20 protein-coding genes and 2 tRNA genes are annotated in these 23,554 nt (G+C 35.1%); 5 read left to right on the plus strand and 17 right to left on the minus strand.

The genetic code is table 11. The features are described from left to right. Positions 1–17: 17 nt before the first annotated feature. From A9G47_RS12650 to treR, 12 genes are all read right to left on the minus strand, one after another. Complete coding sequence (locus tag A9G47_RS12650) at positions 18–737, minus strand: type 1 glutamine amidotransferase (protein WP_065643052.1); 720 nt, start codon at positions 735–737, stop codon at positions 18–20. 213 nt (positions 738–950) lie between these two features. Beyond that, a tRNA-Asn gene (locus A9G47_RS12655) sits at positions 951–1,026 on the minus strand. 80 nt (positions 1,027–1,106) lie between these two features. Then, the gene (locus tag A9G47_RS12660; RefSeq protein WP_065579481.1) at positions 1,107–1,688 is read right to left on the minus strand and encodes a YiiX/YebB-like N1pC/P60 family cysteine hydrolase; all 582 of its coding nucleotides are present in this window, start codon (positions 1,686–1,688) and stop codon (positions 1,107–1,109) included. Beyond that, positions 1,672–2,259 (minus strand): biotin transporter BioY, encoded by a 588-nt coding sequence (locus A9G47_RS12665; RefSeq protein ID WP_065566117.1) that lies wholly within the window; start codon positions 2,257–2,259, stop codon positions 1,672–1,674. Before A9G47_RS12665 ends, A9G47_RS12660 begins: the two co-directional genes overlap by 17 nt. Before the next feature lie 162 nt (positions 2,260–2,421). Then, positions 2,422–3,054, minus strand: coding sequence for an MBL fold metallo-hydrolase (locus tag A9G47_RS12670; protein ID WP_065566118.1), 633 nt, complete (start codon positions 3,052–3,054; stop codon positions 2,422–2,424). Between the two features lie 4 nt (positions 3,055–3,058). Next, the gene (locus tag A9G47_RS12675) at positions 3,059–4,462 is read right to left on the minus strand and encodes a DHA2 family efflux MFS transporter permease subunit (protein ID WP_065579479.1); all 1,404 of its coding nucleotides are present in this window, start codon (positions 4,460–4,462) and stop codon (positions 3,059–3,061) included. Between the two features lie 161 nt (positions 4,463–4,623). Continuing rightward, positions 4,624–4,938 (minus strand): hypothetical protein, encoded by a 315-nt coding sequence (locus A9G47_RS12680; RefSeq protein WP_065643053.1) that lies wholly within the window; start codon positions 4,936–4,938, stop codon positions 4,624–4,626. 285 nt (positions 4,939–5,223) lie between these two features. Further along, a complete protein-coding gene (locus A9G47_RS12685; RefSeq protein ID WP_065643054.1) occupies positions 5,224–6,015 on the minus strand; it encodes a TatD family hydrolase in 792 nt (263 codons plus the stop codon). Between the two features lie 9 nt (positions 6,016–6,024). Continuing rightward, complete coding sequence (gene recC / locus A9G47_RS12690; RefSeq protein ID WP_065643055.1) at positions 6,025–9,234, minus strand: exodeoxyribonuclease V subunit gamma; 3,210 nt, start codon at positions 9,232–9,234, stop codon at positions 6,025–6,027. A 389-nt stretch (positions 9,235–9,623) separates the two neighbouring features. Further along, the gene (gene treC / locus A9G47_RS12695; protein WP_065643056.1) at positions 9,624–11,297 is read right to left on the minus strand and encodes an alpha,alpha-phosphotrehalase; all 1,674 of its coding nucleotides are present in this window, start codon (positions 11,295–11,297) and stop codon (positions 9,624–9,626) included. Positions 11,298–11,377: 80 nt separating this feature from the next. Beyond that, positions 11,378–12,805: a PTS trehalose transporter subunit IIBC gene (gene treB, locus A9G47_RS12700; protein WP_065643057.1), complete on the minus strand. Its 1,428-nt coding sequence runs from the start codon at positions 12,803–12,805 to the stop codon at positions 11,378–11,380. A 189-nt stretch (positions 12,806–12,994) separates the two neighbouring features. Then, positions 12,995–13,957, minus strand: a complete 963-nt coding sequence (gene treR / locus A9G47_RS12705; protein ID WP_065643058.1) for a trehalose operon repressor TreR — start codon at positions 13,955–13,957, stop codon at positions 12,995–12,997. Positions 13,958–14,303: 346 nt separating this feature from the next. Here treR and A9G47_RS12710 point away from each other — a divergent pair, with 346 nt between their 5' ends. Next, positions 14,304–14,831 carry a hypothetical protein gene (locus tag A9G47_RS12710; protein WP_065643059.1) on the plus strand — a complete coding sequence of 176 codons (528 nt, stop codon included), beginning with the start codon at positions 14,304–14,306 and terminating at the stop codon, positions 14,829–14,831. A 29-nt stretch (positions 14,832–14,860) separates the two neighbouring features. On the opposite strand, the gene A9G47_RS12715 is transcribed toward A9G47_RS12710, so the two are convergent. Next, positions 14,861–15,193 carry a winged helix-turn-helix transcriptional regulator gene (locus A9G47_RS12715; protein ID WP_065643060.1) on the minus strand — a complete coding sequence of 111 codons (333 nt, stop codon included), beginning with the start codon at positions 15,191–15,193 and terminating at the stop codon, positions 14,861–14,863. A gap of 221 nt (positions 15,194–15,414) precedes the next feature. Here A9G47_RS12715 and A9G47_RS12720 point away from each other — a divergent pair, with 221 nt between their 5' ends. Then, on the plus strand, positions 15,415–16,050 hold the full coding sequence (locus tag A9G47_RS12720) for an NAD(P)-dependent oxidoreductase (RefSeq protein ID WP_065643061.1): 636 nt from the start codon (positions 15,415–15,417) through the stop codon (positions 16,048–16,050). Positions 16,051–16,445: 395 nt separating this feature from the next. Here A9G47_RS12720 and A9G47_RS12725 read toward each other — a convergent pair whose 3' ends face one another. After that, entirely contained in the window at positions 16,446–16,949 is a 504-nt protein-coding gene (locus A9G47_RS12725; protein ID WP_065643062.1) for an NADAR family protein, read from the minus strand. A 240-nt stretch (positions 16,950–17,189) separates the two neighbouring features. On the opposite strand from A9G47_RS12725, the gene A9G47_RS12730 reads away from it, so the two are divergent. Continuing rightward, a tRNA-Met gene (locus A9G47_RS12730) sits at positions 17,190–17,266 on the plus strand. A 40-nt stretch (positions 17,267–17,306) separates the two neighbouring features. Here the strand turns inward: A9G47_RS12730 and metF are convergent. The 3 genes from metF to A9G47_RS12745 form a co-directional block, all read right to left on the minus strand. After that, positions 17,307–18,182 (minus strand): methylenetetrahydrofolate reductase [NAD(P)H], encoded by an 876-nt coding sequence (gene metF, locus A9G47_RS12735; protein ID WP_065643063.1) that lies wholly within the window; start codon positions 18,180–18,182, stop codon positions 17,307–17,309. Positions 18,183–18,317: 135 nt separating this feature from the next. Further along, entirely contained in the window at positions 18,318–20,591 is a 2,274-nt protein-coding gene (gene metE / locus A9G47_RS12740; RefSeq protein WP_065643064.1) for a 5-methyltetrahydropteroyltriglutamate--homocysteine S-methyltransferase, read from the minus strand. A gap of 183 nt (positions 20,592–20,774) precedes the next feature. Continuing rightward, complete coding sequence (locus A9G47_RS12745; protein WP_141674652.1) at positions 20,775–21,326, minus strand: YagU family protein; 552 nt, start codon at positions 21,324–21,326, stop codon at positions 20,775–20,777. Between the two features lie 442 nt (positions 21,327–21,768). Here A9G47_RS12745 and A9G47_RS12750 point away from each other — a divergent pair, with 442 nt between their 5' ends. Then, positions 21,769–22,653, plus strand: a complete 885-nt coding sequence (locus tag A9G47_RS12750; protein ID WP_065643066.1) for a sce7726 family protein — start codon at positions 21,769–21,771, stop codon at positions 22,651–22,653. Then, complete coding sequence (locus A9G47_RS12755) at positions 22,614–23,552, plus strand: sce7725 family protein (protein ID WP_065643067.1); 939 nt, start codon at positions 22,614–22,616, stop codon at positions 23,550–23,552. Before A9G47_RS12750 ends, A9G47_RS12755 begins: the two co-directional genes overlap by 40 nt. The last annotated feature ends 2 nt before the right edge of the window (positions 23,553–23,554 follow it).

Consider the following 23,554-nt stretch of genomic DNA (forward strand, 5'->3'; position numbering starts at 1 on the left):
ATAATCAATTATTTTCTTTAAGGCGAAAGATAAAGCTGACTCAATTTGTCGAGAAAAGTAAAAAGCTTTTGATTCATTTCAGTGTAATTATGAGAGCGAAGTTTATCTTGGGTATCAACAAAGCGGTATTTTTCCGTATGACTAAACTCTTTTTGTGAATTGGCAATCAGTAAATCAACTACTTTAGGCGTTAGCTCTAAATGGCATTGGAATCCATAAACTAATTCGCCATAAGCAATGATTTGGCGAGGGCAGCCTTCACTATAAGCAATAATTTGGGCATCTTTGGTTAAACCTGGCATATCATTGTGCCAATGGCCAACTTCTAATGCACTTCCAAAATCAGCAAATAAAGGATTGGCTTTACCGATTTCAGTTAGTGTAATAGGAAACTTCCCAATCTCTTTTTCTGGGCTTTTGGCATGATTTGCTCCTAATGCTTCGCCAATTAATTGCGCCCCTAAACACACACCAATGACCATTTTACCCGCTTTTATCGCAGACAAGATCACACCTTGTTCTGCTATAGAGTCAAAATATGCACACTCTTGTTGAGTTGTTGACGGTGATTGAGGCCCGCCCATGATAATAAGAATATCAATCTTATCAATATGGTGAGGAAGCGATTCACCTAGATAAACACGAGAATAGGTTATTGTGTGATGATGCATCATGGCCCACTGCTCATAGGCACCAGGCGCTTCAAAAGCTTCATGAATAATAAAATGTACATGCATTGCTCATTCCTCCTTACCGATAAATATATCATCAACTTTATGATCGAATGGAGCTTTATATATCTAGCTCTGATAGATCTATTGCTAAATTATTATGAATAATTTATTTGTAAATACAATATAGATTGCTGATATTAACGTGATAAAAGGTGGATAAGATGACTTGGTATTAAAATATTATCTATTAAAGGTGAGATTTTAAAACATGAAAGTTGGCTCCTCCAACAGGACTTGAACCTGTGACATACGGATTAACAGTCCGCCGTTCTACCGACTGAACTATGGAGGAACCGAAATGTAGCGCGCATATTATAGATTTAATGGCGCTATGTCAATAGTAAAATGCTTTTTTGTGTTAATTACCTCCTTTTAGGATAATTCAAGTGTTAGGATTGTCTTGAATAAGTGGTCTTGTCTAAGTAATTGCTGTGGATGTGAGCCAAGCTCTTGTTGTGGGATCCTCTGCTTTAGCTCACGATAATAATCAATCCAATAAGGTAAAATTTGATTTGTCGTTAAATCCTTAAAATTCATTGGATATAATGCGAAATAGTCACTACCATGCTTAGTTTTGAAAGCATAAGTGATCAGCTCACTACAATAAAATCCGTCCGAATCGGGATAAAAGCTATGATTGTAAGGTGAACCTAAACAAGTTTTAACTCGCTTAATTGCATTTTTAATAACAACTAAATCATCGATTCTGCCAATAATATTGCGCTTAGCTGCACAAACAAAATCAGCCAGTGGTTGTTCAATCACACCATATTGTTGCGTTGCTTCAATAACGATATTATTTCCGATATATAAACCGACATGATTGATATTTTTTGTTATTTTATCCATGTTAGGCACTGCGCCAGAACAGTTTATCGCGTCACTAAAATCATTATCTTCGTTAAGGCTTTGGAAGATGATATCGCCACTTTGAATATTATTGATTTTTAGCACGATAACGCCATAGAGAAAACATTACACAAGTTGCAATAATAAATTTGAGCGCATCAATACCGACAAATGGAAAGTAACCCACTTTTAAAGCATCAATAAAACTAATGTGCAAATAGCCCATCAAATAAACAACACCAAATGCAAATAATAATTGATGCGCACAAGCAAATGCAATTAAACCGAAAATAAAGTGACGATCATAACCTTTTTCTGCTGCAAACCCCGCTAAATAAGCGCTAAAAACATAGCCGTATAAGTAGCCAGAAGATGGTGAAGCCAGCGCCATAATTCCACCACTACCATTGGCAAATAACGGTAACCCCATTGCGCCTAACAATAGGTATTGGAGTATGGCTAATGTACCTAACTTACGACCTAAGAAAGCACCAATTAACAACACCGCTAATGATTGTAATGTAAATGGAACGGGGTAAGTTGGAATACTAATATTAGCCGCTAGCCCTAAGAGTAATGCCGCACTTGTGGTAGCCAATAGTTTACGTTGCCAAGAAGATAAGTTAACCAATGTGGTAATAAACGTTGGATAATACGAAGTCAGTTGTTGTTTCATTATTTTCTACCTTTATTCATAAATAGTAGAACTATGATAACGTAATGCACCCTAATGTAAACTATTTTTTATTAAAATAGTTTACATTAGGGTAATGAGAGGAGCTTTTGTTATTACGCACTAAAATAAAAATGTAATAACAAAGGCTATGTATTTCTTAACTTAGATTAGATAAGGATTGCTAATTCGTTCATGACCAAAACTCGACATCGGCCCATGCCCTGGCACAAAAATAAAGTCATCGCCAAGAGGTAATAATTTGTGGGTAATTGACGAAATCAAATCGGCATGATTGCCACGAGGAAAATCAGTTCGCCCTATACTACCTTTAAATAAAACATCACCAACAAAAGCTAATTTATCCAAATGATTAATAAAAACAATATGTCCTGGGGTATGTCCTGGGCAAAAAAGCACATCAAGGGTAGTTTTTCCTACTTGGATCTGATCACCTTCTTTTAACCAACGATCAGGTAAAAAACTGTCAGTATGTGGAAAACCAAACTGAACGCATTGTTGTGGCAAAGAGGTTAATAAAAATTCATCTTCTTGGTTTGGCCCAATAATTTTCACGTTGTAATGTTTAGCTAATTCAACGGCTGCACCAACATGATCTAAATGCCCATGGGTTAATAAAATTTGTTTAATATTAACACCTAGTTTTTCAATCGCTTTTTTAAGTAGCTCTGGCTCACCACCAGGATCAATAACAGCCCCTTCCATCGTTTTATCACACCAAATAATGCTACAATTTTCTTGGAAAGCGGTAACTGGGATAATTTGGTATTGGAACATATGCTTATCTCCTTGTTTCTTGATGATGAGCAGTTAAATTTTGTCCATCTTCTCTTTTTAATTGCGCAAAAATAAAACTTGATAATATGGTAACAACACCAAGTATAACAAATGTTAGTTGGAATGCGTGAATAGTATTAGTCGTATTGCTTATCAATCTGAGTAAAACCGCCCCAAATCCTGTGCCAAAACTAATTGCTAATTGTTGGTTAACTGCCATTAAGCTATTGCCACTACTTGTTGTTTCACCTTGTAAATCAGCTAAAGTTATACTATTCATCGCCGTATATTGCATAGAGTTAATACCACCGATACAAAATAATAATAAACTGATTAGTATAAGTGATGTTGATAAATTTAACTGAGACATTAGCACAATCATTACACCCGCTAAAATCGTATTAGCGACAAGTACTAAACGATAGCCTAGGCGAGCTAAAATATGCGGAATAAAAATACGGGTGCAAATTGACGCAATCGCCATTGGTACAAGCATAACACCTGCAAAAATAGCTGAATAGCCAAACCCTACTTGTAATAACAAGGGAATAAGAAATGGCACACCAGATATTCCTAATCGACAGATTAAATTTCCAATAATGCCTATTTTGAATGTGCGAATCTTAAAAAGCGATAGTGGAAATAATGGAGCCTGTTTTTTTCTTGCATATCGACGATAAATAACCAAAAAGAACAAGCTAATGGCAGCAAGTAACAATGGAAGATCATATTTCTGATTTTGGTTTAAAATCTCAACACTTAAAGTGGCACTAATAAAAGCAACAACAATAAATATAAAACCAAACAGATCAAAAGGCATCTTTTCGCCTTTTAAATTGGGCATATATTTCCAACTAATGATTACGCCTAAAATACCAATAGGCAAATTAATAAAAAATACCCAATGCCAACTTACCACATCAACCAGATAACCACCCAATACAGGGCCTAAAACAGGCCCAATTAGGCCTGGAATGGTGGCTGTATTTAAAGCCGCTAGAAAATCACTACGTTTAAAAGATTTAATTAACACCAAACGTGATATGGGTACCATCATTGAACCACCAATACCCTGAATAACGCGTGATATATCTAAGAAAAGTAATGAATTGGATAAAGCACAAAGCAAAGAACCAAGTGTAAATAGCGAAACAGCCATGACAAAAATATTTCTTGTGCCAAATTTATCCGACAAAAAACCGCTGACAGGAATAAACAATGCTAGAGTCAATGCATAACTTATTACTGCTGATTGCATATTTAAAGGGGACTCATTAAGATCTTTAGCCATAGTGGGTAGAGCTGTATTTAATATTGACGTATCAAGTGATTGCATAAAAAAAGCAAAAGCTGCAATCCATGGTAATATTCGATACACAAAGGGGGATAACTGTAATTCGCTATTCATTTTAATCTAACCCAAAATTGATTTAAATGCAGAATAAGTACTGGTATAAGCACTGAAAATCAAGATATTCTACTGAGTGTTGTATTCGGTAGGAGATATGATAAATGCTATTTTACAATAATATTTATCAATTATTGGCTTTTTTCTTATTTTTAACAGGGTTAACTTACCAATAGCCAGCCAGAAATATTGTGCCAAACCGAAAATACCGTAGCAGAAAAAGCTGATAATACCGAAAAATAGGGAGTACCTAATGTGACTGCAAGCGCAGAGTTTTGTATTCCTACTTCAAAAGACATTGTTCGACAGGTTGACTCATCAAAAAACAATAAACGTCCGCTCCAGTAACCGCTGATCATTCCTAGTGTATTATGAATGGCAACCACAATAATAACGCTGGCGCCAACTTGACCAATTTGGGCATGACTACCAAGATTAAACAAAAAAGGCGAATATTCAATGATGATTTTAAACATCAAAAGGTTAGTCTTTAGCAACACGGTAAATCACGTAGTGAAATCGTTGCAGAATATGATTTGACCCCATCAGCATTGGAGCGTTTGATAACGTAAGCCAGCCAAAGTGACTCATTTAAAAAAAGTAATTGTAGTTCGCAAGAGCAAGAGTTGCTAGCTTTGCGCAACGCGATTAAACAACGCCGTATGGAAAACGATATTTTTAAAGCAATACTGATAATGGGGCTAAAATCACTATCCTAAACCAAACCGGCATCGTTATAGTACGACAGGGCTAGGGTTATTTTAGTTGTTTTGTGTATTTTTCACTCTGTTGATTCTACTAAATAACGTCAAGGTATTTGTTAAAATGGTATTAAGTATATGATCTGATGATTCTTTGCGTAATTGCAACAAGACTTTAAAAACCTCAACAATATATTCAGGACGATTAACTTGCCCTTGGCGACCGCTTAATGGCATGTCAGGCGCATCGGTTTCAAGTACTAAGCTTTCAAGTGGTAATTGGGCAATAGTATTTCGCGTTTTATTCGCTCGCTCATAACTAATTACACCACCGACACCAATATAGTAGCCAAGCTTAATAAATTGCATGGCTTGCTGATAGCTACCAGAAAATCCATGTATCACGCCATGGCAAGGTAAGTTGGCTTGCTGCAATTCGTGGTACATAATATCGTGTGATTTGCGTGAGTGAATCAAAACAGGTAAATCAAACCGTTTGGCAAGTGCTAATTGTGATCTAAAAAACGATAATTGCTGTTGCCAATCTACTGTTAAATCATAGCGATCGAGTCCTATTTCACCAATGGCAACTAATTTTTTAGGTTTGGTTTCAACAATATGGGTTAACAGCTCTAAATCAGCCATTGTATGTTGATAGATAGGATGTAATCCCAAAGCAGCATAAAGCTCAGGGTAAAGATCCGTAAGTTGTAAAACAGTATCAAAATAATTAGCACTAACCGCAGGTATAATTAACCCAACAATGCCTGCTTGACGCACCTTATACATTGAGTCGCCAAGCGCACCAGCAAAAGGTGGAAAATCAAAATGGCAATGTGTATCAATAAACATAATGTCGCCTTATTCTACCGTTACTTGATGTAATAAAATGGGTAATAAAAATTGCTGAGCTGCAAATATAATCTGTTCAATTAACTCGTCCGTTAATTCAGGATACAAGCGAGCATAATAACTGTCACATTCAGCAGATTGATTAAAGCCACCTTGCCAAGTATTTAATAACTTATTTATTGCGCTTTCGCTGGCGACAATTTCACCTGTTTTCTTATTATAGGCTGCCATTAACCAGCCCCATGCACATTGCACAGGTAACAATAAAGGTTGATTGATACCATGCAAATAGCCATCTACTAACGTGGTTAGAATTGCCATAGCTTCATCATTTGGTAAATGTAAAAAACGCCATTGTTTACCATCTAGACCATAGATACGGCTTTGGCTTTCAACTTTACCAGGGTTTAAGATGCAATAAACTAAATGATCAATCCACAACGAAATCCCATCTCGAATTGAAAGTTTTGATGGGCGCCATGTCAATATACCGTCATCTTGAATATGAGTTAGCCAACCTTGCAATGAATAATCTTTTTTATTGGTCGAAATGGTTAAATTGACTTCTTGGGTTGTCATGACCAAGCGTTCTTGATTGATTTTATTCGCTAATGATTGTAGTGCTTCAAATTGTTCATCATAAATAATTTCACCAAATGCACCATCTGGTAACTCGCCAGTTAAGGCTAATTGTTGATAAAAACTATCTGGATCTTGACTATTTGTTGTAATTTGTTGATTTAAAATCTGCAAGTTTAATTGATAACGTTTTAAATTATCCAAGTTAAAATTTTCAGCATCGGGCAAAGTATCGTCTAGATAATTAGCATAAAAATTAAAACGCTTCTGTAAAAATAGACGAATAGAATGATGATAAAATCGCTTTAATTCATCAAGGTTAATGTCATCGACAATAATTGTTGGAATTTCGCTGATAAATGATTGGCTTTTACCTTGTTGTAATGCAGCAGGTAACCACTCGTCGGCATAACTTTTAGGATCTTGTAAAAAGTTTTTAGGATTAAATGGTGTTCGTGTATGGATAATTTTTAACGCATCAAGATGACTATGCTTATCTAAACTATTTACAGATTGATTATTATAGTATTGAACAATATATTCCCAAAGCTCATCAACAAGTATAGAAGGATAACGCTCACTATTATCTTTCATATCACGACCAATATAACTGATATATAACTGTTTTTGGGCGGATAAAATTGCTTCTAAAAATAGATAACGATCATCCGTACGACGACTACGATCCCCTCGCTTTGGATGATGTGCAATTAAGTCAAAATCAAGGGGAAGAGATGTTCTTGGATAATCGCCATCATTCATACCAAGCAAACACACAATTTTAAACGGTATTGAGCGCATTGGCATCATGGTACAAAAATTTACCTTACCAACTAAAAAACGATGAGCCAAATGATTTTGCTCTAAACGTGATTGCATAGCATCATGCAAGATAGCGATAGATATATTATCTGTATAATTAGCCGTTAAACCACTACTAATCAATTTTTGCCATTCTTCTTCAAGCATCAACAAAATGGATTCACGTTGCGGATTGCTGACAAAAAAATCATTAATCAATTTAAGGCAACAAGGTTGCCAATCCATTAGGGATTTTTCTTCACTTAAAATAGCAACCCACTCATTAACAACGTTAATAAACTCGGCTAATTGGCCAATTAATTCAGCATCTAAGCCCGTAGCGCCATCGTAAGGTAATATCTGTTGCCAGCCACCTTGTTCGCTACTCATGGTATAGCCAAGCAATAACCGTTTAAGCCCAAATAACCAACTATGTCCACTATCAAGCCCAAAACGAATACCCGATTCCACAATCCAAGTTCGTAGCAAAGTTAATTGTGATTCACTAATGGCAAATTTTTCGGCAATAGCGGGGATTTCTAATAAGTTAAATAGCTCTTCGGCCGTAAATCGGCTTTGAGGAAAATTTAAGATAGTGAAAAAACCTTGCACAATCGGATCAATATTTCGTGCTTTTTGATCAGAAATAGTAAAAGGTAAAAATCGCTTTCCAGTAGCATTTCCAAACACAGCGCGAATATAAGGAACATATTTATCAATATCCGACACCATAACAATGCAATCACGTAACTCCAATGTAGGATCATCATCAAAAACCGATAACAGATAATCATATAACACTTCAACTTCTCGCTGTTCACTATGGCAGGCATGAAATGAAATGGACTTATCCATAGATGATATATGTTTATTACAAAATTCGCTTTGATAAAGATCCAAAATATCTTGTTGTATGGTCTGTAACAAACAAGAACAATCCAGATCGACAAACGCTTCAATATCTTGCTTATGGCTAAATTCTTGTAGTAAAAATAGATTATCTCGACCTAATTTCCCCCACGAAGTTAATAATGGATTAGGGATTTTATCTGGCGTATTTTCGATATCTGATAATTGTTTTTCAACAATATCTCCCCAATACCATTTACATGGATTATTAAACATTAAATGGACATCAATATGTTGTCCAAGTGCTGAAAGTAATGAGAGATAAATAGGGGGAAGCGAAGTAATACCAAAAATAAAAATACGCTCAGGTAACGGATCTAAACAAGCACGATCAAAATGTTTATCTAACAAAATCTCAAGCATTTGCTGATAAATATTAGCCCGATGATAAGGTTGGCTGATAGCTATTAGCTTGCGCCAAAGCTCGGCTTGCCACGTTTCATCAGAATGATGCTTTAATTCGGCAACAGTTTGATTGGCTTCCCATTTTGCCAACCAATCAGGGCGATAAACTAAATATTGGTCAAATAACCAAGCGATACGCGTTGCGAGTTGATAGCGTTTTCTATCGTGTTTATCATCATTAAGATAATGGCTAAGTGCACTAAATTCAGGTTGCTTAATAACTTGGGGTAATAAGTAATATAAACGCCACGTCATTGATTCAATATTATAACTATTTTCAGTTGGCGCATTGGGTAACAATTTTTGGTATAGCTGCCAAATAAACTGTGTAGGAAAAAGAAAGTCAACATTAGCCACAATCCCCAATTCATCAGCTAACGCAATTTGCAACCATTGTGCCATACCTTGGCTTTGCACCATAACGACATCAGGTATGAATACGTCTTCTAATGGTTGCCTGAGCATCAATTCACTTAATAGTGTCTTGAGTAGATCGACTTGGTTAGAATGATAAATGATAAACATAGTAACAGCAAATTTGATAAGGTTGTTTAGGATTATCGCTGATCGTTACTAATAAATCTAGCCATCTAAAAACTATTCTTCTACTTTATATTTTTGCTTAATTTTGGTGCGCTGACTAGATAGGTAGGTTGGTGAATGTTTGCCATTGATAGGATTTGTATGCGCTATTTGATACTCAATTGAGCCTTCGCAGTAAACAAATTGAATAGTACATGGTTTGCCACCCATTGTGACGACATAATGGGCATTTAGCGATTTGATACATGAAATGCCAAATTAAGCTAAGGAAAGGCAAGCTTTGGTTAATATGTACAAGTTTTTATATGACTTACTACCATTATGATTATATAAAAACAGGCAATCTATCTTTGATTGCCCATATTGCTTGCTTAATTATTTTGTTGTAGCCAATACATTGCTTCATAAGGCCTTAATGTTATTTGCGAACCTAAGAACGGGCTATCTGGATAATTACTTAATAATTGATTCCAGCTTAGATGTTGTAATTGTGTTGGTAATGCGTAATTGACTTTTTTATCAGTAAGATTAATTATTACCAATAGTTGTTGCTGACAATAACTACGTACATAAACCCAATAATCGCCAATATCAGCGGAAAAATCGCGATAGTCGCCTAAAATAAAAATCGGATGCTGCTTGCGGAGCGCAATTAAAGTTTGATAACAATAAAATATTGAATCGGGATTATTGAGTGCGGTATTAACATTAATTTGTGGATAATTATCGGCAACCTCAATCCATGGTTCACCTTGCGTAAACCCTGCATTAACTGAGTTATCCCATTGCATTGGGGTTCGGCTATTGTCTCTGGATTTACTGGCTAAAATGGCTAAGATTTCCTGCTTTGTCATGCCTTGCGCGAGTTTTTCTTGATAGATATTCAGGCTTTCAACATCGCGATATTGCGTAATATCCGTAAAATGGGGGTTGGTCATACCAATTTCTTCGCCTTGATAAAGATAAGGTGTTCCTTGTAAACCATACAGCAACATGGCTAGCATTTTGGCTGATTGTGTATGATATTGGTTTTCGTTGCCAAGGCGCGATACAATGCGTGGCTGATCATGATTACACCAAAAAATGGCATTCCACGCTTGATTATGCATGCCCGTTTGCCAATAACCGATAATTTTTTTAAGCTCAATTAAATCAGGTTTAGCTAAACACCACTTATAGCCATTAGGATAATCGACTTTTAGATGATGAAAATTAAAGGTCATAGTCAATTCTTTACCATCTAATGCGGCATATTCTCGGCAGTTTTCTAGTGTGGTTGATGACATTTCACCAACCGTTTTCAACTGGTAGGGTTGAAACACATTAGTACTCAGATCCTGTAAAAATTCATGAATACGTGGACCATCGGTATAAAATCGTCGTCCATCACCATTTTCATCATTAGGAAAATTCTGCTGTTTAGACACTAAATTAACCACATCAAGCCTAAGCGCATCGACCCCTTTATTCGCCCAAAATTGACACACTTTCTTGATTTCATCACGAACGGTTGGGTTTTCCCAGTTGAGATCCGCTTGTTCTTTAGCAAATAAGTGTAAATAGTATTGCTCTGATGGTTGATGCCATTGCCACGCTTTACCACCAAATTTTGATAACCAATTATTCGGCTCTGCTCCATTTGGGGCGGCATCTTTCCATATGTAAAAGGAGCGGTAAGGGCTATTTTTATCTAAAGCCGCTTTAAACCAAGGATGCTGGGTTGAAGTATGATTAAACACCATATCCATCATAATTCGGATATCTCGTTGATGAGCTTGTGCAATGAGTAGCTCAAAATCAGCCATTGTGCCATAACTTGGATCAATATCGTAATAATCCGAAACATCATAACCGTTATCAATTTGCGGCGATGGATAGATTGGCGTTAACCAAATGGCACTAATTCCAAGGTTTTTTAAGTAATCTAATCGCTTAATAATACCTTGTAAGTCTCCAGTTGAATTTGTGCCACTAGCTTGAAAACTTTTTACATAAATTTGATAGATAGTCCCATTTTGCCACCAAGGAATTGTAATTTTGTTCATTGTGCACTCTTTTTGTTAATCAGTTAATCAGTATCACTTACCGTTTAGTTAATACAACGATAAAAAGTGACATCAATAAGTTAGCGGATATTTAACGTGCCTTGCTTCTGTTTTATTTTATAAACTAACGAGGTTAAAACAATCGGAACGACAATTGCTACCAACATAGCAACGGCATAAATTGACCAATATATCGGTTTGATAGTCAATATGCCGGGTAAGCCGCCAACACCAATGCCATTAGACAACACGCCAGCTAACCCACAAATTAATCCGGCTAACGCCGAGCCAATCATGGCGCATAACATCGGGAACTTATAACGCAAATTAATGCCATACATGGCAGGCTCAGTCACGCCTAAATAAGCTGATATCGCCGCAGGCACAGAGACTTCACGTTCATTTTGTTTTTTACTGGCTAAAATGATACCAACCACGGCTGAAGCTTGAGCTATGTTAGATAAAGCAATAATGGGCCAAATTGGTGTTCCACCCATACTATTGGTCATCTGCATGTCAATAGCAAGCGTGGTGTGATGAATACCTGTAATCACCAGTGGTGAATAAATAAAGCCAAAAATAGCCGAACCAATAAAGGCATAATCACCGGTCATTAAGTATTTAACAATATAAGCAATACCGTTACCTAACATGCGACCAAATGGGCCTAAAATAAAATGGGCTAAAAAGACCGAAGTTAGTAACGCAACAATAGGTACAATAACCAAAGTTAAATAATCGGGAACGATTTTTCGTAAACGGGTTTCGATAAAGCCGAGTGCTAATCCAGCAAAAATCGAGGGAATCACTTGTGCTTGATAACCAACTTTAGCAATAGTAAACCAACCAAAACCCCATACTTCGGGTATTTTGCTACCTAAATCATAAGCATTCATTAATTGAGGCGAAACTAAGGTAACCCCCAACACAATACCGAGTACCGGCGATCCGCCCATTTTTTTGGTGGTTGACCAACAAATAGCAACGGGCAAAAAGTGAAAAATTGCCTCGCAAGGTAACCAAAGAATACTATAAATTGGTGCTAACCAAGGGTAACTTTCGGTAAGCGGTTTATTGTCAATAAATGGCATATCACCAAGCACATTACGCAGTCCCAGTAATAACCCGCCAGCAATTAAAGCAGGCAACAGGGGTATAAAAATTTCGGCTAAATTAGAGATCAACCTTTCAAAAAACGACATATTTTGTTTAGCCACAACTTTGGTTTGTTCTTTGCTTGATTCGCTTAAATTTAATTGTTGTATCAATACTTTATAGTAGCTATCCACATTGGTACCAATAATGACTTGAAACTGTCCAGCATTAATAAAACAGCCTTTGACAAAAGGTAATGCTTCTATCGCGTCAATTTTAGCTAATTTGGGTTCAACCAGCGCAAAGCGTAACCTTGTTAAACAGTGGGTGACACTGGCAATATTTTTACTACCACCAATAAAATCAATCAATTGCCCAATAGATTCTGTGGTTATTGTTAAGTCTTTAGCCATAATAACGTTCCCTTGATTGGTAAAATCTCAGTCTAAATCATTCTATTTGAATAGATCATCTGACTATTTTTTGCTTAATGTTAAGCATAGATTGAATTGAATAATTAATAAATGGGAACGTTCCCTTTTTTGTGATTGACATCACAAATTGAGATTAAATAAGCACAAATTAACTAAATAGGGAGGTTACTAGCCTATCAACTTGCAAGGCACAGTGATAGTTTTAAAGGAGGCCTGATTTTGTAATAGATTCAACAATTCTTGAGCGGCATAACTACCCGCTTTATCAAAACCCAGCTCAACGACATAAGTTTTAGGAAAAAGAAAGCTCAGTAGTTCACTAGTACCAATACTACCAACCACAATATGTTCTAACTGTTTTTCGTGTAAGTATTTATTTAATCCTAATGCGATGCTATCTGTTGCACAAACAATTGCCGATGGCTTTTGTGCTAATACCGGTATGGCGAGCTCATAGCCTGAGCGATAACTTAATTGACCTAAGGCCGCATTTGGGATCAGTTGATATTGCTGACAAAAATCCAGATAAGCTTGGTAACGCCGAGCGCCAGTGGTTTGGTCTTGTTGATCAATACCAAGATACCCAATGTTTTGATGTCGTTGTGACTGATATAAATAGGTAAGTAGCGTATTTACTGCCCCTATATCATCATAACAAATACAAGTATGAGCAGGAAACTTTCTGGCAATCACCACACTTTTATTTTGCCAGAAGGGTAATAATGAATGCTCAAGCCCAGTAAACGCAAAAATAACCACGCCATCAGCTTGCTTGTCTTTTAGCATGGATAAATGCTCTTTAACTTTAACGGCACTAAATTGACTCTCCATAATAATAGGATCATAACCATGCTGATAAAAAATAGGCAACATACTGCGAACCGCTTGATTTTCTGACCATGAATCAAGGCGGGTCACAATAATACCAATGACCTTATTGCCGTAACCACGCATGGCGCGAGCTGATTTTGACGGCGTAAATTGATGCTGTTCAATCATTGCTATCACCTTGGAGCGTGTACTGGCTCTAACCATTGGGTCATGATTTATCACCCGTGACACCGTCGATTTGCTTACCCCACAAAGCTTTGCAATATCTTTAATCGTCAAATTGTTTGAAGATATGCCCATAATAAATTTAGCCAACAAAAATCAATAAAATCATACTAATCTATTTTAGAAAAAATAGCGATTTTAGATTGTTGATATCAACTTGATAAACTAGTGACACAGTTAATGACTAAAACAAAAAAGATGAAAAATTTCATTGCATTTCTATATAAAAATCGTTCAGAAAAGCCATTGATTTTATTGAAGTTTTTATTTTGCATTTTTAAGTGAAATCAAGCAGTTATAAGGTGGATGCTGCCTGTAGTACTAAAATAACTTTATTTCACGAAATTTTGATAAGCGCTATTCAATACAATTATTGTTATTTATAATATGAAATAATGATTTTAAAAAGGAAAAGATAACAGTGTTATACAGACTTTTATGCAGTTCACTACTTATTTTCGGCTTTTCAACATATGCATTAGCGACCGAAACAAATAATACCATTGAGTCACAATTTAAAGCGGCTTTATTATGCAACGTTGCGCCAATTGATGGTCGTGATGCAAAAGTGGTTAAACAACTCAGCGAGCAAAACATTACCGTAAAAAATTTAGAAGAAGATGGACTGATTAATTTAGAGTATCACTTTGCTAAACCGCTGGAAATAATGAATACCACTGTGTCACAGATTAAATATCAAGGCGATAGTGGTTCATACTTTTATGCGATTGCTAAAGGTGATATAGATACATTTGCCAAATCAATGGCAGCAATCCCAATCCCTGCCGATTTAAAAAAAGAAATATCTTGGGGAGATATAGGTCAATATTATCAATATACTGCCCCAGTCACGGAAGAAAATCCTTTTCCTAGTATCATTCTTATCGGTCGTGACAAAAATGTTAAATCAGATGAGTTTTATTTTGGCTGTGAAGAATTTGACAGCTAATCATGATTAATTTAAGGATGGGTAAAAGGTTACTCATCCGTTCTTAATTTGTAAGCCTTTCCCCACGCTAACATGGCATCATGCACCTGTTTTAGGCTTTGCCCAACCTCGGTTAACGTATATTCAACCCTTGGTGGGACTTCGGCATAAACTTGACGAGTTAATAGGCCACTTTTTTCCATAGCGCGTAAATGCTGAGTTAAGACTTTTTGTGATATGCCAGTAAGGGATTTTTTTAGTTCACCAAAGCGTTTGGTGCCCGTAAGTAAATCACGCACAATTAATATTTTCCATTTGTCACCCATTAACATTAATGTGGTTTCAACAGGACAAATTGGCAACGCTTCACTTAATTTTATCATTATTTAATTGTTTAAATTCAATAATAGTTTCATAAAAGTAACTATAGCACTATTTAGTACCTACTTTACAGTAGAAAGTTTAAAGGTTAACCTGAAATCAAGCTATATCATGCTAATTATTATTAGCGTTTAGCGTTCATTCTTTATGATTTATTGAACGAAAATATTAGGTTATTGAATGTCGTTGATGTTAATTATTTAAACATTAAAAGGAGTGAAATATGAAAATTGCTGTCATTGGTGCAAGTGGTAAATCAGGCTCATTAATTGTTAAAGAAGCGCTTTCACGTGGGCATGATGTCACGGCGATTGTACGTAAATCAACTTCTCACGTCGATCCAAAAGCAAAAGTATTAGTTAAAGATCTGTTTGAGCTGACTTATGAAGATTTAAAGCCTTTTGATGTGATTGTCGATGCTTTTGCCACATGGACTCCAGAATCATTGCCATTACATCAAACTAGCTTAAAACACCTTACTAATATTTTAAAAAATAGACCTAATCGATTATTAATTGTAGGCGGCGCAGGAAGCTTATACGTTAATCCAGAAAATACTATGCGTTTGGTCGATACACCTGAATTTCCTGATCAATTTAAACCATTAGCGACTAATATGGCTAAAGCACTTGATGAACTTAGAAAATGTGATGATGTGCAATGGACTTATTTAAGCCCTGCTATTGAGTTTATTGCCGATGGAGCAAGGACTGGCCATTATAAAGCTGGTGGTGAGCAAGTGTTATTCAATAATAAAGGTCAAAGCCAAATTAGCTATGCCGATTATGCCATTGCAATGATTGATGAAGCAGAAAACGCTAAACATATTAAACAGCGCTTTACCATTGTTACTGAATAATCACACTAAAATAGCGTGATTAAGTTTTTTGATTAGTTATAGATGCTTATGTTAAACAATAGCTAGTAGCATAACTCAGGAAAAATTTTTAACTCTTTGCAACCTTTATTGTTTAGCGTTGTATCTCGTTTTAAACGTTTTTAGCGTTTAGTGAAACACATTAACCCAGAGCCATAACCCAAAGGGATCGAGAGGATCCCTTTGGGTCATCTTATCTATACTCTCGTAAAGTTTTGCTCATGGTGAATTACCCAACCAAGTGAGAATAATTTTTTTAGACTTTAGTGAAAAAGCGGTAAATTATTGTCGATAAGGCTTCAGGTAATATGGTATTTGAGTATACAAACCTACTTATTGGGAAAAATATACCTAAAAAAGTAAGTCCGCCTTGTTTATTAACTTAATGTAGATTGTTCTTTTAATGCCTTACGCACGGCCATCAAAACTTCACCTAATAAGTTTTTTCCTCGCCATTTGGCCATATTAAATCGCATTTCATCATCCATACTTAAACCGATTCCCCAAACTTTATCATAAGGGCTGGCTTCTGCTAAAACTTTCTCTTTGGTGGATAATAACGATTTTTTAAGCTCCGCATTTTGAGAAAACTTTGCATAATTACCTTTAAAAACAATTTCTTTCTTATGGTTATTCCATATCGTTTCATCAAAATTACGCACAGCTTGCCCGAGCTGCTTTTGCATTTTCGAGGAAGTGATAGATAAAATGGCATTGGCACTTTCTATATCTTGAAATAACAATGCTTTAGCATACATCATCCACTGCTCTGCACTAGTAAATGTAATGTTATCAATGACAAAATGGCAAGGGTACCATTGAGATAAATAATTGTCAGGACTAAAAAAGAAAATCATTTTCTTTTTTCCAACTTGTTTCATGGGCTACAATCGCTCCTTGTTTAGAATAAATGGCCTGAAATAAATTTGCTTTCAATTAAAATCAATTATTGATAACCATACAAAAGCTATATGGGTTAGTCAATGTAAAGATATTTTAAGTTATAGCTATATTTTATCAATGTAAGCGATTATATTGTTATTTTTGTTTAAAAATAGGGCTTTTGGGTTAAAAGGGTATTGCTTTTTTATTTTATTACTATAATATAGCTACCTCTTTGACGCGGGGTGGAGCAGCTTGGTAGCTCGTCGGGCTCATAACCCGAAGGTCGTTGGTTCAAATCCAGCCCCCGCAACCAATTCTACCAAACTCATCAATCATCTTTCTTAAAACAAACACTATTTTAATTTCGGCACGGCTAATAACGTTGCTACCGCTTCGATAATGCGTCTAGCAATATAACTATTATTCATCGTATATAAATGAACACCATCAACGTTTTGCGAAACCAAATCAACTATTTGATCAATAGCATAAGCAATACCCGCATCACGAAATGCATCTGGATGATGTTCATATTTTTCCATCATCTGCTTAAACTTCTTCGGTAGGTTTACACCGCACATTGAGACCATACGCTCAATTTGATTTTTATTGGTTACTGGCATAATTCCAGCTTCGATCGGCACATTAACGCCCATATCACGTGCTTTATCTAAAAAAGCATAAAAATAATCATTATCAAAAAAGAGCTGTGAAATCAGTTGATCAGTGCCTGCATTCACTTTTTCTTTTAAGTGGATTAGATCTTGTTTTAATGTTGAAGCTTCAAGGTGACCTTCTGGGTAGCATGCGCCAACGATATTAAAATCACCACTTTCTTTAATAAAACTCACCAGCTCACTGGCATATCGAAAATCATCTTTAGGCTGTACATTTGGGCTGATGTCACCACGCAAAGCTAGCACGTTATCAATACCGGCACATTTAAGATCGTGAAGGATTTTCTGCATCTCGGTTTTACTGAAATTAATCCCAGGTAAGTGAGCGACACTCTCAATCCCATAAGTATGTTTGACCGAATGAGCAATATCGATAGTGGTTTGACCATTTAAACTCCCACCCGCGCCATAGGTGACACTGATAAAATCAGGTTTAAAATAACCAAGTTCACGTAATGTGCTATAAATGGTTTCTAAAGGCGATGTTTTTTTAGGTGGAAAAACTTCAAAGGAGAACACTGTTTTTTGATTAAAGAGTAGATTTGTTTTCATTTGTCTCATCCATTGGTTATGTCACTAATTATCCTTATTGACATTTCGCCGCCTAACATAGGCGGCGGTAATGTAAGGTTTAACAAAGTACTAGGTCTTAACAAAAGAGTCCTGCAACGTTGTAAAAAATAGTCACTAATTAAGCGTTTTTCTTACTTCTAATGTGGCTTGAACAAGGTGCTGTAAGCTTTCTACCACTTCTTTTTCACCGCGTGTTTTTAAACCACAGTCTGGATTAATCCATAATTTTTGCTTATCAATTTTTGCCAATAATTTTTCAATAGTTGCTTTAATTTCAGCCACAGGTGGAACACGTGGCGAATGAATATCGTAAACACCAGGTCCAACTTCAGTTTTAAAATGATTAGCTTTAAGCACATCAATTAACTGTAGATTAGAACGAGACGCTTCAAACGAGATAACATCAGCATCCATTGCATCAATATCTTTAATGATGTCGGCAAATTCGCTATAACACATGTGGGTATGAATTTGGGTATCAGCTTGAACTTTGCTATGTACTAATCTAAATGACGGAATAGCCCAATCAAGATATTCACTATTCCAATCCGCTTTACGCAGTGGTAATTTTTCTTTTAAAGCGGCTTCGTCAATTTGGATGATTTTAATGCCAGCCGCTTCAAGATCTAAAACCTCATCACCAATTGCTAATGCTATTTGATACACCGATTCTTTTTGGGAAATATCTTCACGTGGGAATGACCAATTTAGAATAGTCACCGGCCCTGTTAACATGCCTTTAACAGGCTTATCCGTCAAGCTTTGAGCATATTTTGAATATTCAACGGTAATTGGCTTAGAACGTGAAATATCTCCCCAAACAATCGGTGGCTTAACACACCGTGTACCGTAAGATTGTACCCATGCTTTTTCAGTAAAGACAAAGCCATTTAAACTTTCACCAAAATATTCGACCATGTCATTACGTTCAAATTCACCATGCACTAACACATCAATGCCAATTTCTTCTTGTAATTTAATGCATTCAGCAATTTTTTGTTGATTAAACTCAGTGTATTCATTCAAACAAATTTCCCCTTTTTTGAATTTAGCACGGTTTAAACGTACATCAGGCGTTTGCGGGAATGAACCAATTGTGGTTGTTGGCAATAATGGTAAATTAAAGGCTTTTTTCTGTGCTGCTTCACGCACCGAAAATTCAGGCAAGCGAGTAAAATCAGACTCTTTTAATGCAGCAACTTTTTGGCGAACAGTTTGATTTGCGCCTTCGCGTTCACGCGTAAATAGTGTCAGATTAGCTTTATAAGCTGCATGGCTATCTGGATTTGCTTCATTAAATAGCTGACCAAGTTCAGCAAGTTCTTGTAGCTTTTCTTGTGCAAAAGCAAAATATGCACGTTGTTGAATCGTTAATTTAGTTTCATTTTGCAGGGTATAAGGCACATGCAATAGTGAACATGAGGTATTAATAACAATATTGGTTGCTTTTTGTTTGATTTTACCAAGTAATGCCAAGGTTTTTGAATAATTATTTTTCCAAATATTTTTCCCGTTTACAACACCGGCAAATAATATTTTATCTGATGGAAAACCATTATTTTCAAGCAATGTTAATGATTGCTTGCCTTCCACAAAATCAAGGCCAATACCATCAAAAGGTAAAGCAACAAGCTCTTTATAACAGTCACGTACATCACCAAAATAGGTTTGTAGAACAATCTTGGTTTGCCCTTTAACCGATAAAATGGCCTGATAAAGCTCTGCAAATAGCGCAATATCGTCCTTATTCAGATCTGTCACTAAAATGGGTTCATCAATTTGGATCCACTCAGCACCAAGTGCAGTAAATTTTTGGATGATTTCTTGATAAGCTTTAATAATATCAGCTTTAAAATCAACAAGCTGTTTATTACCTAAATACTGAGCTAATTTAAAAAAGGTTAATGCACCGATCACCACTGGTTTGGTTTGTACGCCTAACGCTTTGGCTTCTTGATATTCATCAAAAGGTTTAGTACTAGCTAATTTAATTTCTACTGAATCTTCAATTTCGGGCACTAAGTAGTGGTAATTGGTATTAAACCATTTTTTCATAGCAAGCGCACGCACATCACCTTTTTCACCTTGATAACCACGTGCCATGGCAAAATAGCGGTCAAGTTCAGGTAAGCCTAAATCTTGGTAACGTTTTGGAATGACATTAAGTAAACATGCTGTATCTAATACCGCATCATAAAATGAAAAGTCATTAGATGAGATGAAAGCTATTTTTTGATCGGCTTGTTGTTTTAAATGCTCGGCTCGTAGCGCTTTGGCTTCATTTAATAATTCAGCTTGAGTTTTATTACCTTTGAAATAAGCTTCTGTTGCAAATTTAAGTTCACGAAGCTTACCAACGCGAGGATATCCAATAACAGCAGTATTCATGTTTATTTCCTTTTTATCCATTTTTATTTTCTTTAGTGATAAAAAGATAACAAAAAAAAATAATATTGAATAATTCTAGTTTTTTATTGGTTGATATAGTTTTTTTCTATATCAAATAGAATAAAAAATCCCACTATAGCTTAATAGCAGGATCTAACATGAACTGATCTAAATTTAAATCAATTATTGACGCCACTTACCATGAATTGGTCTTGAAAAATGGGCTAATACCGCAATCATACACACTTCGATTGATGCTCCCCAATAAATATGGCCCAGAATTTCACTCCAAAGCTCATAACCATTTAAATTCCATAACCAACCCACAGTCCCTTCAGCATCATAAGCAGGATGGCGAAAGCCAAGTAACGGAATTAAAAAACCATGCATAACAACAGTTATAATAATGCCATATAATGCACCATACCATAAGCGGATCTTATTACAATAATATGCGCCAGCAACATAAACAAAGGCAAAAGCGAAACTAAATAGCCAGTGATAAAGTGTTACCGCCCCTAAAACACTTGCGCCTTGATAAATATAATCCAGTGAATGGGAATTAATACCTAACCAACCAAGCCATGCATCAATGTGCGCTGCTGGTGGCGATATTTCACCTGGCAAGCGAGGAGGCATATTAACCTCTGAACCCCATTTCACTAATGAACTGAAAAAGCCACCAATGATAGTTGTCCAAATAATTACTTGGCGATTTGTTTTATTGCCGAACATATTGTGTTTTTCCATAATTAAAAGAATAAGTCATTAAATTATACTCCTGTGTAATTTTGGATAAAAGGAGAATAAATAAGATTGGCAGTAATTATATAAGGCTAGTTTAAATGAATCAGGTATCATGATTTTTTATGGTTAAACGGTATAGAGTTCTGAGTATGTTTTACAATGTGATAGTTTTTTGCGCTAGTAAAATATAGTAATATTTAAAGGTTGTAGGGATTTGTTTGGTTGTTGGGCTTTTATTGTAGATAAGCGAAGTTGGTGGTTAAGAAGATCTTGGAAAAATATAGTAATTGTTAAAATTTTAGCATTAAGTTTACCTTCTAAAAATGAAAAAAAATTTAACTTTTAATTTTATTTATAGTAACCTTATCCTAAAGGGCACATAATTATTAATTATAGTGCTCATTTTATTTAATATATGGTTGAGAAAATTATGTTAAGAAGTAAAGATGCTATGAAATTGTTTACAAGTCATGCAATTTCTTCGTTAGCTAAAAATGATTTTTCTATTCTCCATAAAACAATTCAGGAATATCTTGTACCAAATAATCTCCCAGTTAAAATTTCAGAACTATTTGATTTAACTCTATCAAAAATATCTAAAGATTATAAAGGTGAATATTTTTATAAAAATGTTATAGCACAAAAATTATTTTTAAATCGTCATGGGGAAAAAGCTACAATGTTAGCTGAATTTAGAGTTGGTGCAAACAAAGCTGATTGCCTTATTTTAAATGGAATATCAACCTGCTATGAAATAAAAACTGAATTTGATACATTAAACAGATTGCCGGAACAATTATCTTCTTATACAAAAATTTTTGATAAAGTTTTTGTTATTTGTGCTAATAAACACCTTGATAAAATTTGCGCGCTATTACCCAAAAATGTTGGTCTTCTGGAGTTAACCGAAAGAGGGGCTATTAAAGAAGTAATAAAAGCAAACATGATTAATACTTCTATTGACCGTAAAATAATGATGCAATCTCTTAGAGTACAAGAATATAAATATATTGTTGAAGTTTTTTTTGAAACACTTCCAAAAATGAAAAATACAGAAATATTTGATTATTGTTTAGATAAATTCTATGAAATACCATCTGATAAACTAAGAGTATTATTCAGAGAAACTTTAAAGAAATACAGAGCAAATGACTTTAATTTTATTAAACAGTTACCTAATTCTTTAATTTCATCCGCCATTTGCTATAATATAACAAAAAATGAACAGAATATCTTATTAGATATTTTAAATAAATATATAGATGAGGAAAATATATGTACTTTCCAGTCATGCGAGGTAAACAGAACGAATTAATTGCGCTTAAGGAATTAGCTTCTATCGTATCTCCCCACAATTTTAAGCCTATTATAGAACCAGTAAGAAGTAATTTTATTCCGCTTATAAGAACAATTCATGCTTTGAATGAATATAACATTATTCCTATTGTAATAATCAATCCTTGCATGGGAGATTTCAAAGATAAAAAAATAAATATAATAAAGGATTTAAAAAATAATTTATTAGAATTAGATATCAATTTCATTCCATGCATTAAAGTAACATCCCCTGCTGATAGTTATAAAAAACTAATCGATTCGATTAATTTTTTACAATTCCCCGAAAAAGCTGTTTATGTTTATGATGATATAGATCGAGATAAGATAGATCTTTTATCACACATTAATTATGTAATTATAAACAGGTATACGCCACTTATGATAATAGAACAATTAGACAATATAATTCTAATGGATGATCCATTTCAGAAAAGAAATAAAAATGCTGATTATAGTCATAAGTCATTTTTTTCAGATTTGCATAATTCATTTGAAAAATTTCATCCGAAGGTAATTGGCTTTGGTGATTATACAATAGTTGGCGATAATTACTCAGAAAATGGTGGTCCCGCTTTCGTAGTTACAATTCATCTTTCATACATTGATGATGAAGAATATTATTCCATGTATGTTAGGCATTTTTCTTCCGAAGATGATAAAACACCAACAAATCCTGCAGGAAAATTTATTCAAGCTTTAGAAAAAATTATTCAATTATTAAATTCACACATAAATCCATTTATTGAATCTAATGGAATAAAGGAATTAAAATTATTACATAAAGATCGACATTTTCCTGGTTTAGGTGTTATAAAAAAGATTTCAATGAAACACCACATAGAAACAATTTGTAAATACCTGAATAGGTCGTTATAAAT

The sequence above is a fragment of the Gilliamella sp. WF3-4 genome, from assembly GCF_001690275.1.
GTDB classification, from domain to species: Bacteria; Pseudomonadota; Gammaproteobacteria; order Enterobacterales; family Orbaceae; genus Gilliamella; species Gilliamella apicola_C.

Bases quoted from the DNA above. Each gene is read 5' to 3' on its own strand.
- A9G47_RS12650 (WP_065643052.1), bottom strand. From the start codon at position 737: ATGCATGTACATTTTATTATTCATGAAGCTTTTGAAGCGCCTGGTGCC.
- A9G47_RS12665 (WP_065566117.1), bottom strand. From the start codon at position 2,259: ATGAAACAACAACTGACTTCGTATTATCCAACGTTTATTACCACATTG.
- A9G47_RS12670 (WP_065566118.1), bottom strand. From the start codon at position 3,054: ATGTTCCAATACCAAATTATCCCAGTTACCGCTTTCCAAGAAAATTGT.
- A9G47_RS12675 (WP_065579479.1), bottom strand. From the start codon at position 4,462: ATGAATAGCGAATTACAGTTATCCCCCTTTGTGTATCGAATATTACCA.
- A9G47_RS12680 (WP_065643053.1), bottom strand. From the start codon at position 4,938: ATGTTTAAAATCATCATTGAATATTCGCCTTTTTTGTTTAATCTTGGT.
- A9G47_RS12685 (WP_065643054.1), bottom strand. From the start codon at position 6,015: ATGTTTATTGATACACATTGCCATTTTGATTTTCCACCTTTTGCTGGT.
- recC (WP_065643055.1), bottom strand. From the start codon at position 9,234: ATGTTTATCATTTATCATTCTAACCAAGTCGATCTACTCAAGACACTA.
- treC (WP_065643056.1), bottom strand. From the start codon at position 11,297: ATGAACAAAATTACAATTCCTTGGTGGCAAAATGGGACTATCTATCAA.
- treB (WP_065643057.1), bottom strand. From the start codon at position 12,805: ATGGCTAAAGACTTAACAATAACCACAGAATCTATTGGGCAATTGATT.
- treR (WP_065643058.1), bottom strand. From the start codon at position 13,957: ATGGGCATATCTTCAAACAATTTGACGATTAAAGATATTGCAAAGCTT.
- A9G47_RS12715 (WP_065643060.1), bottom strand. From the start codon at position 15,193: ATGATAAAATTAAGTGAAGCGTTGCCAATTTGTCCTGTTGAAACCACA.
- A9G47_RS12720 (WP_065643061.1), top strand. From the start codon at position 15,415: ATGAAAATTGCTGTCATTGGTGCAAGTGGTAAATCAGGCTCATTAATT.
- A9G47_RS12725 (WP_065643062.1), bottom strand. From the start codon at position 16,949: ATGAAACAAGTTGGAAAAAAGAAAATGATTTTCTTTTTTAGTCCTGAC.
- metF (WP_065643063.1), bottom strand. From the start codon at position 18,182: ATGAAAACAAATCTACTCTTTAATCAAAAAACAGTGTTCTCCTTTGAA.
- metE (WP_065643064.1), bottom strand. From the start codon at position 20,591: ATGAATACTGCTGTTATTGGATATCCTCGCGTTGGTAAGCTTCGTGAA.
- A9G47_RS12745 (WP_141674652.1), bottom strand. From the start codon at position 21,326: ATGTTCGGCAATAAAACAAATCGCCAAGTAATTATTTGGACAACTATC.
- A9G47_RS12750 (WP_065643066.1), top strand. From the start codon at position 21,769: ATGTTAAGAAGTAAAGATGCTATGAAATTGTTTACAAGTCATGCAATT.
- A9G47_RS12755 (WP_065643067.1), top strand. From the start codon at position 22,614: ATGTACTTTCCAGTCATGCGAGGTAAACAGAACGAATTAATTGCGCTT.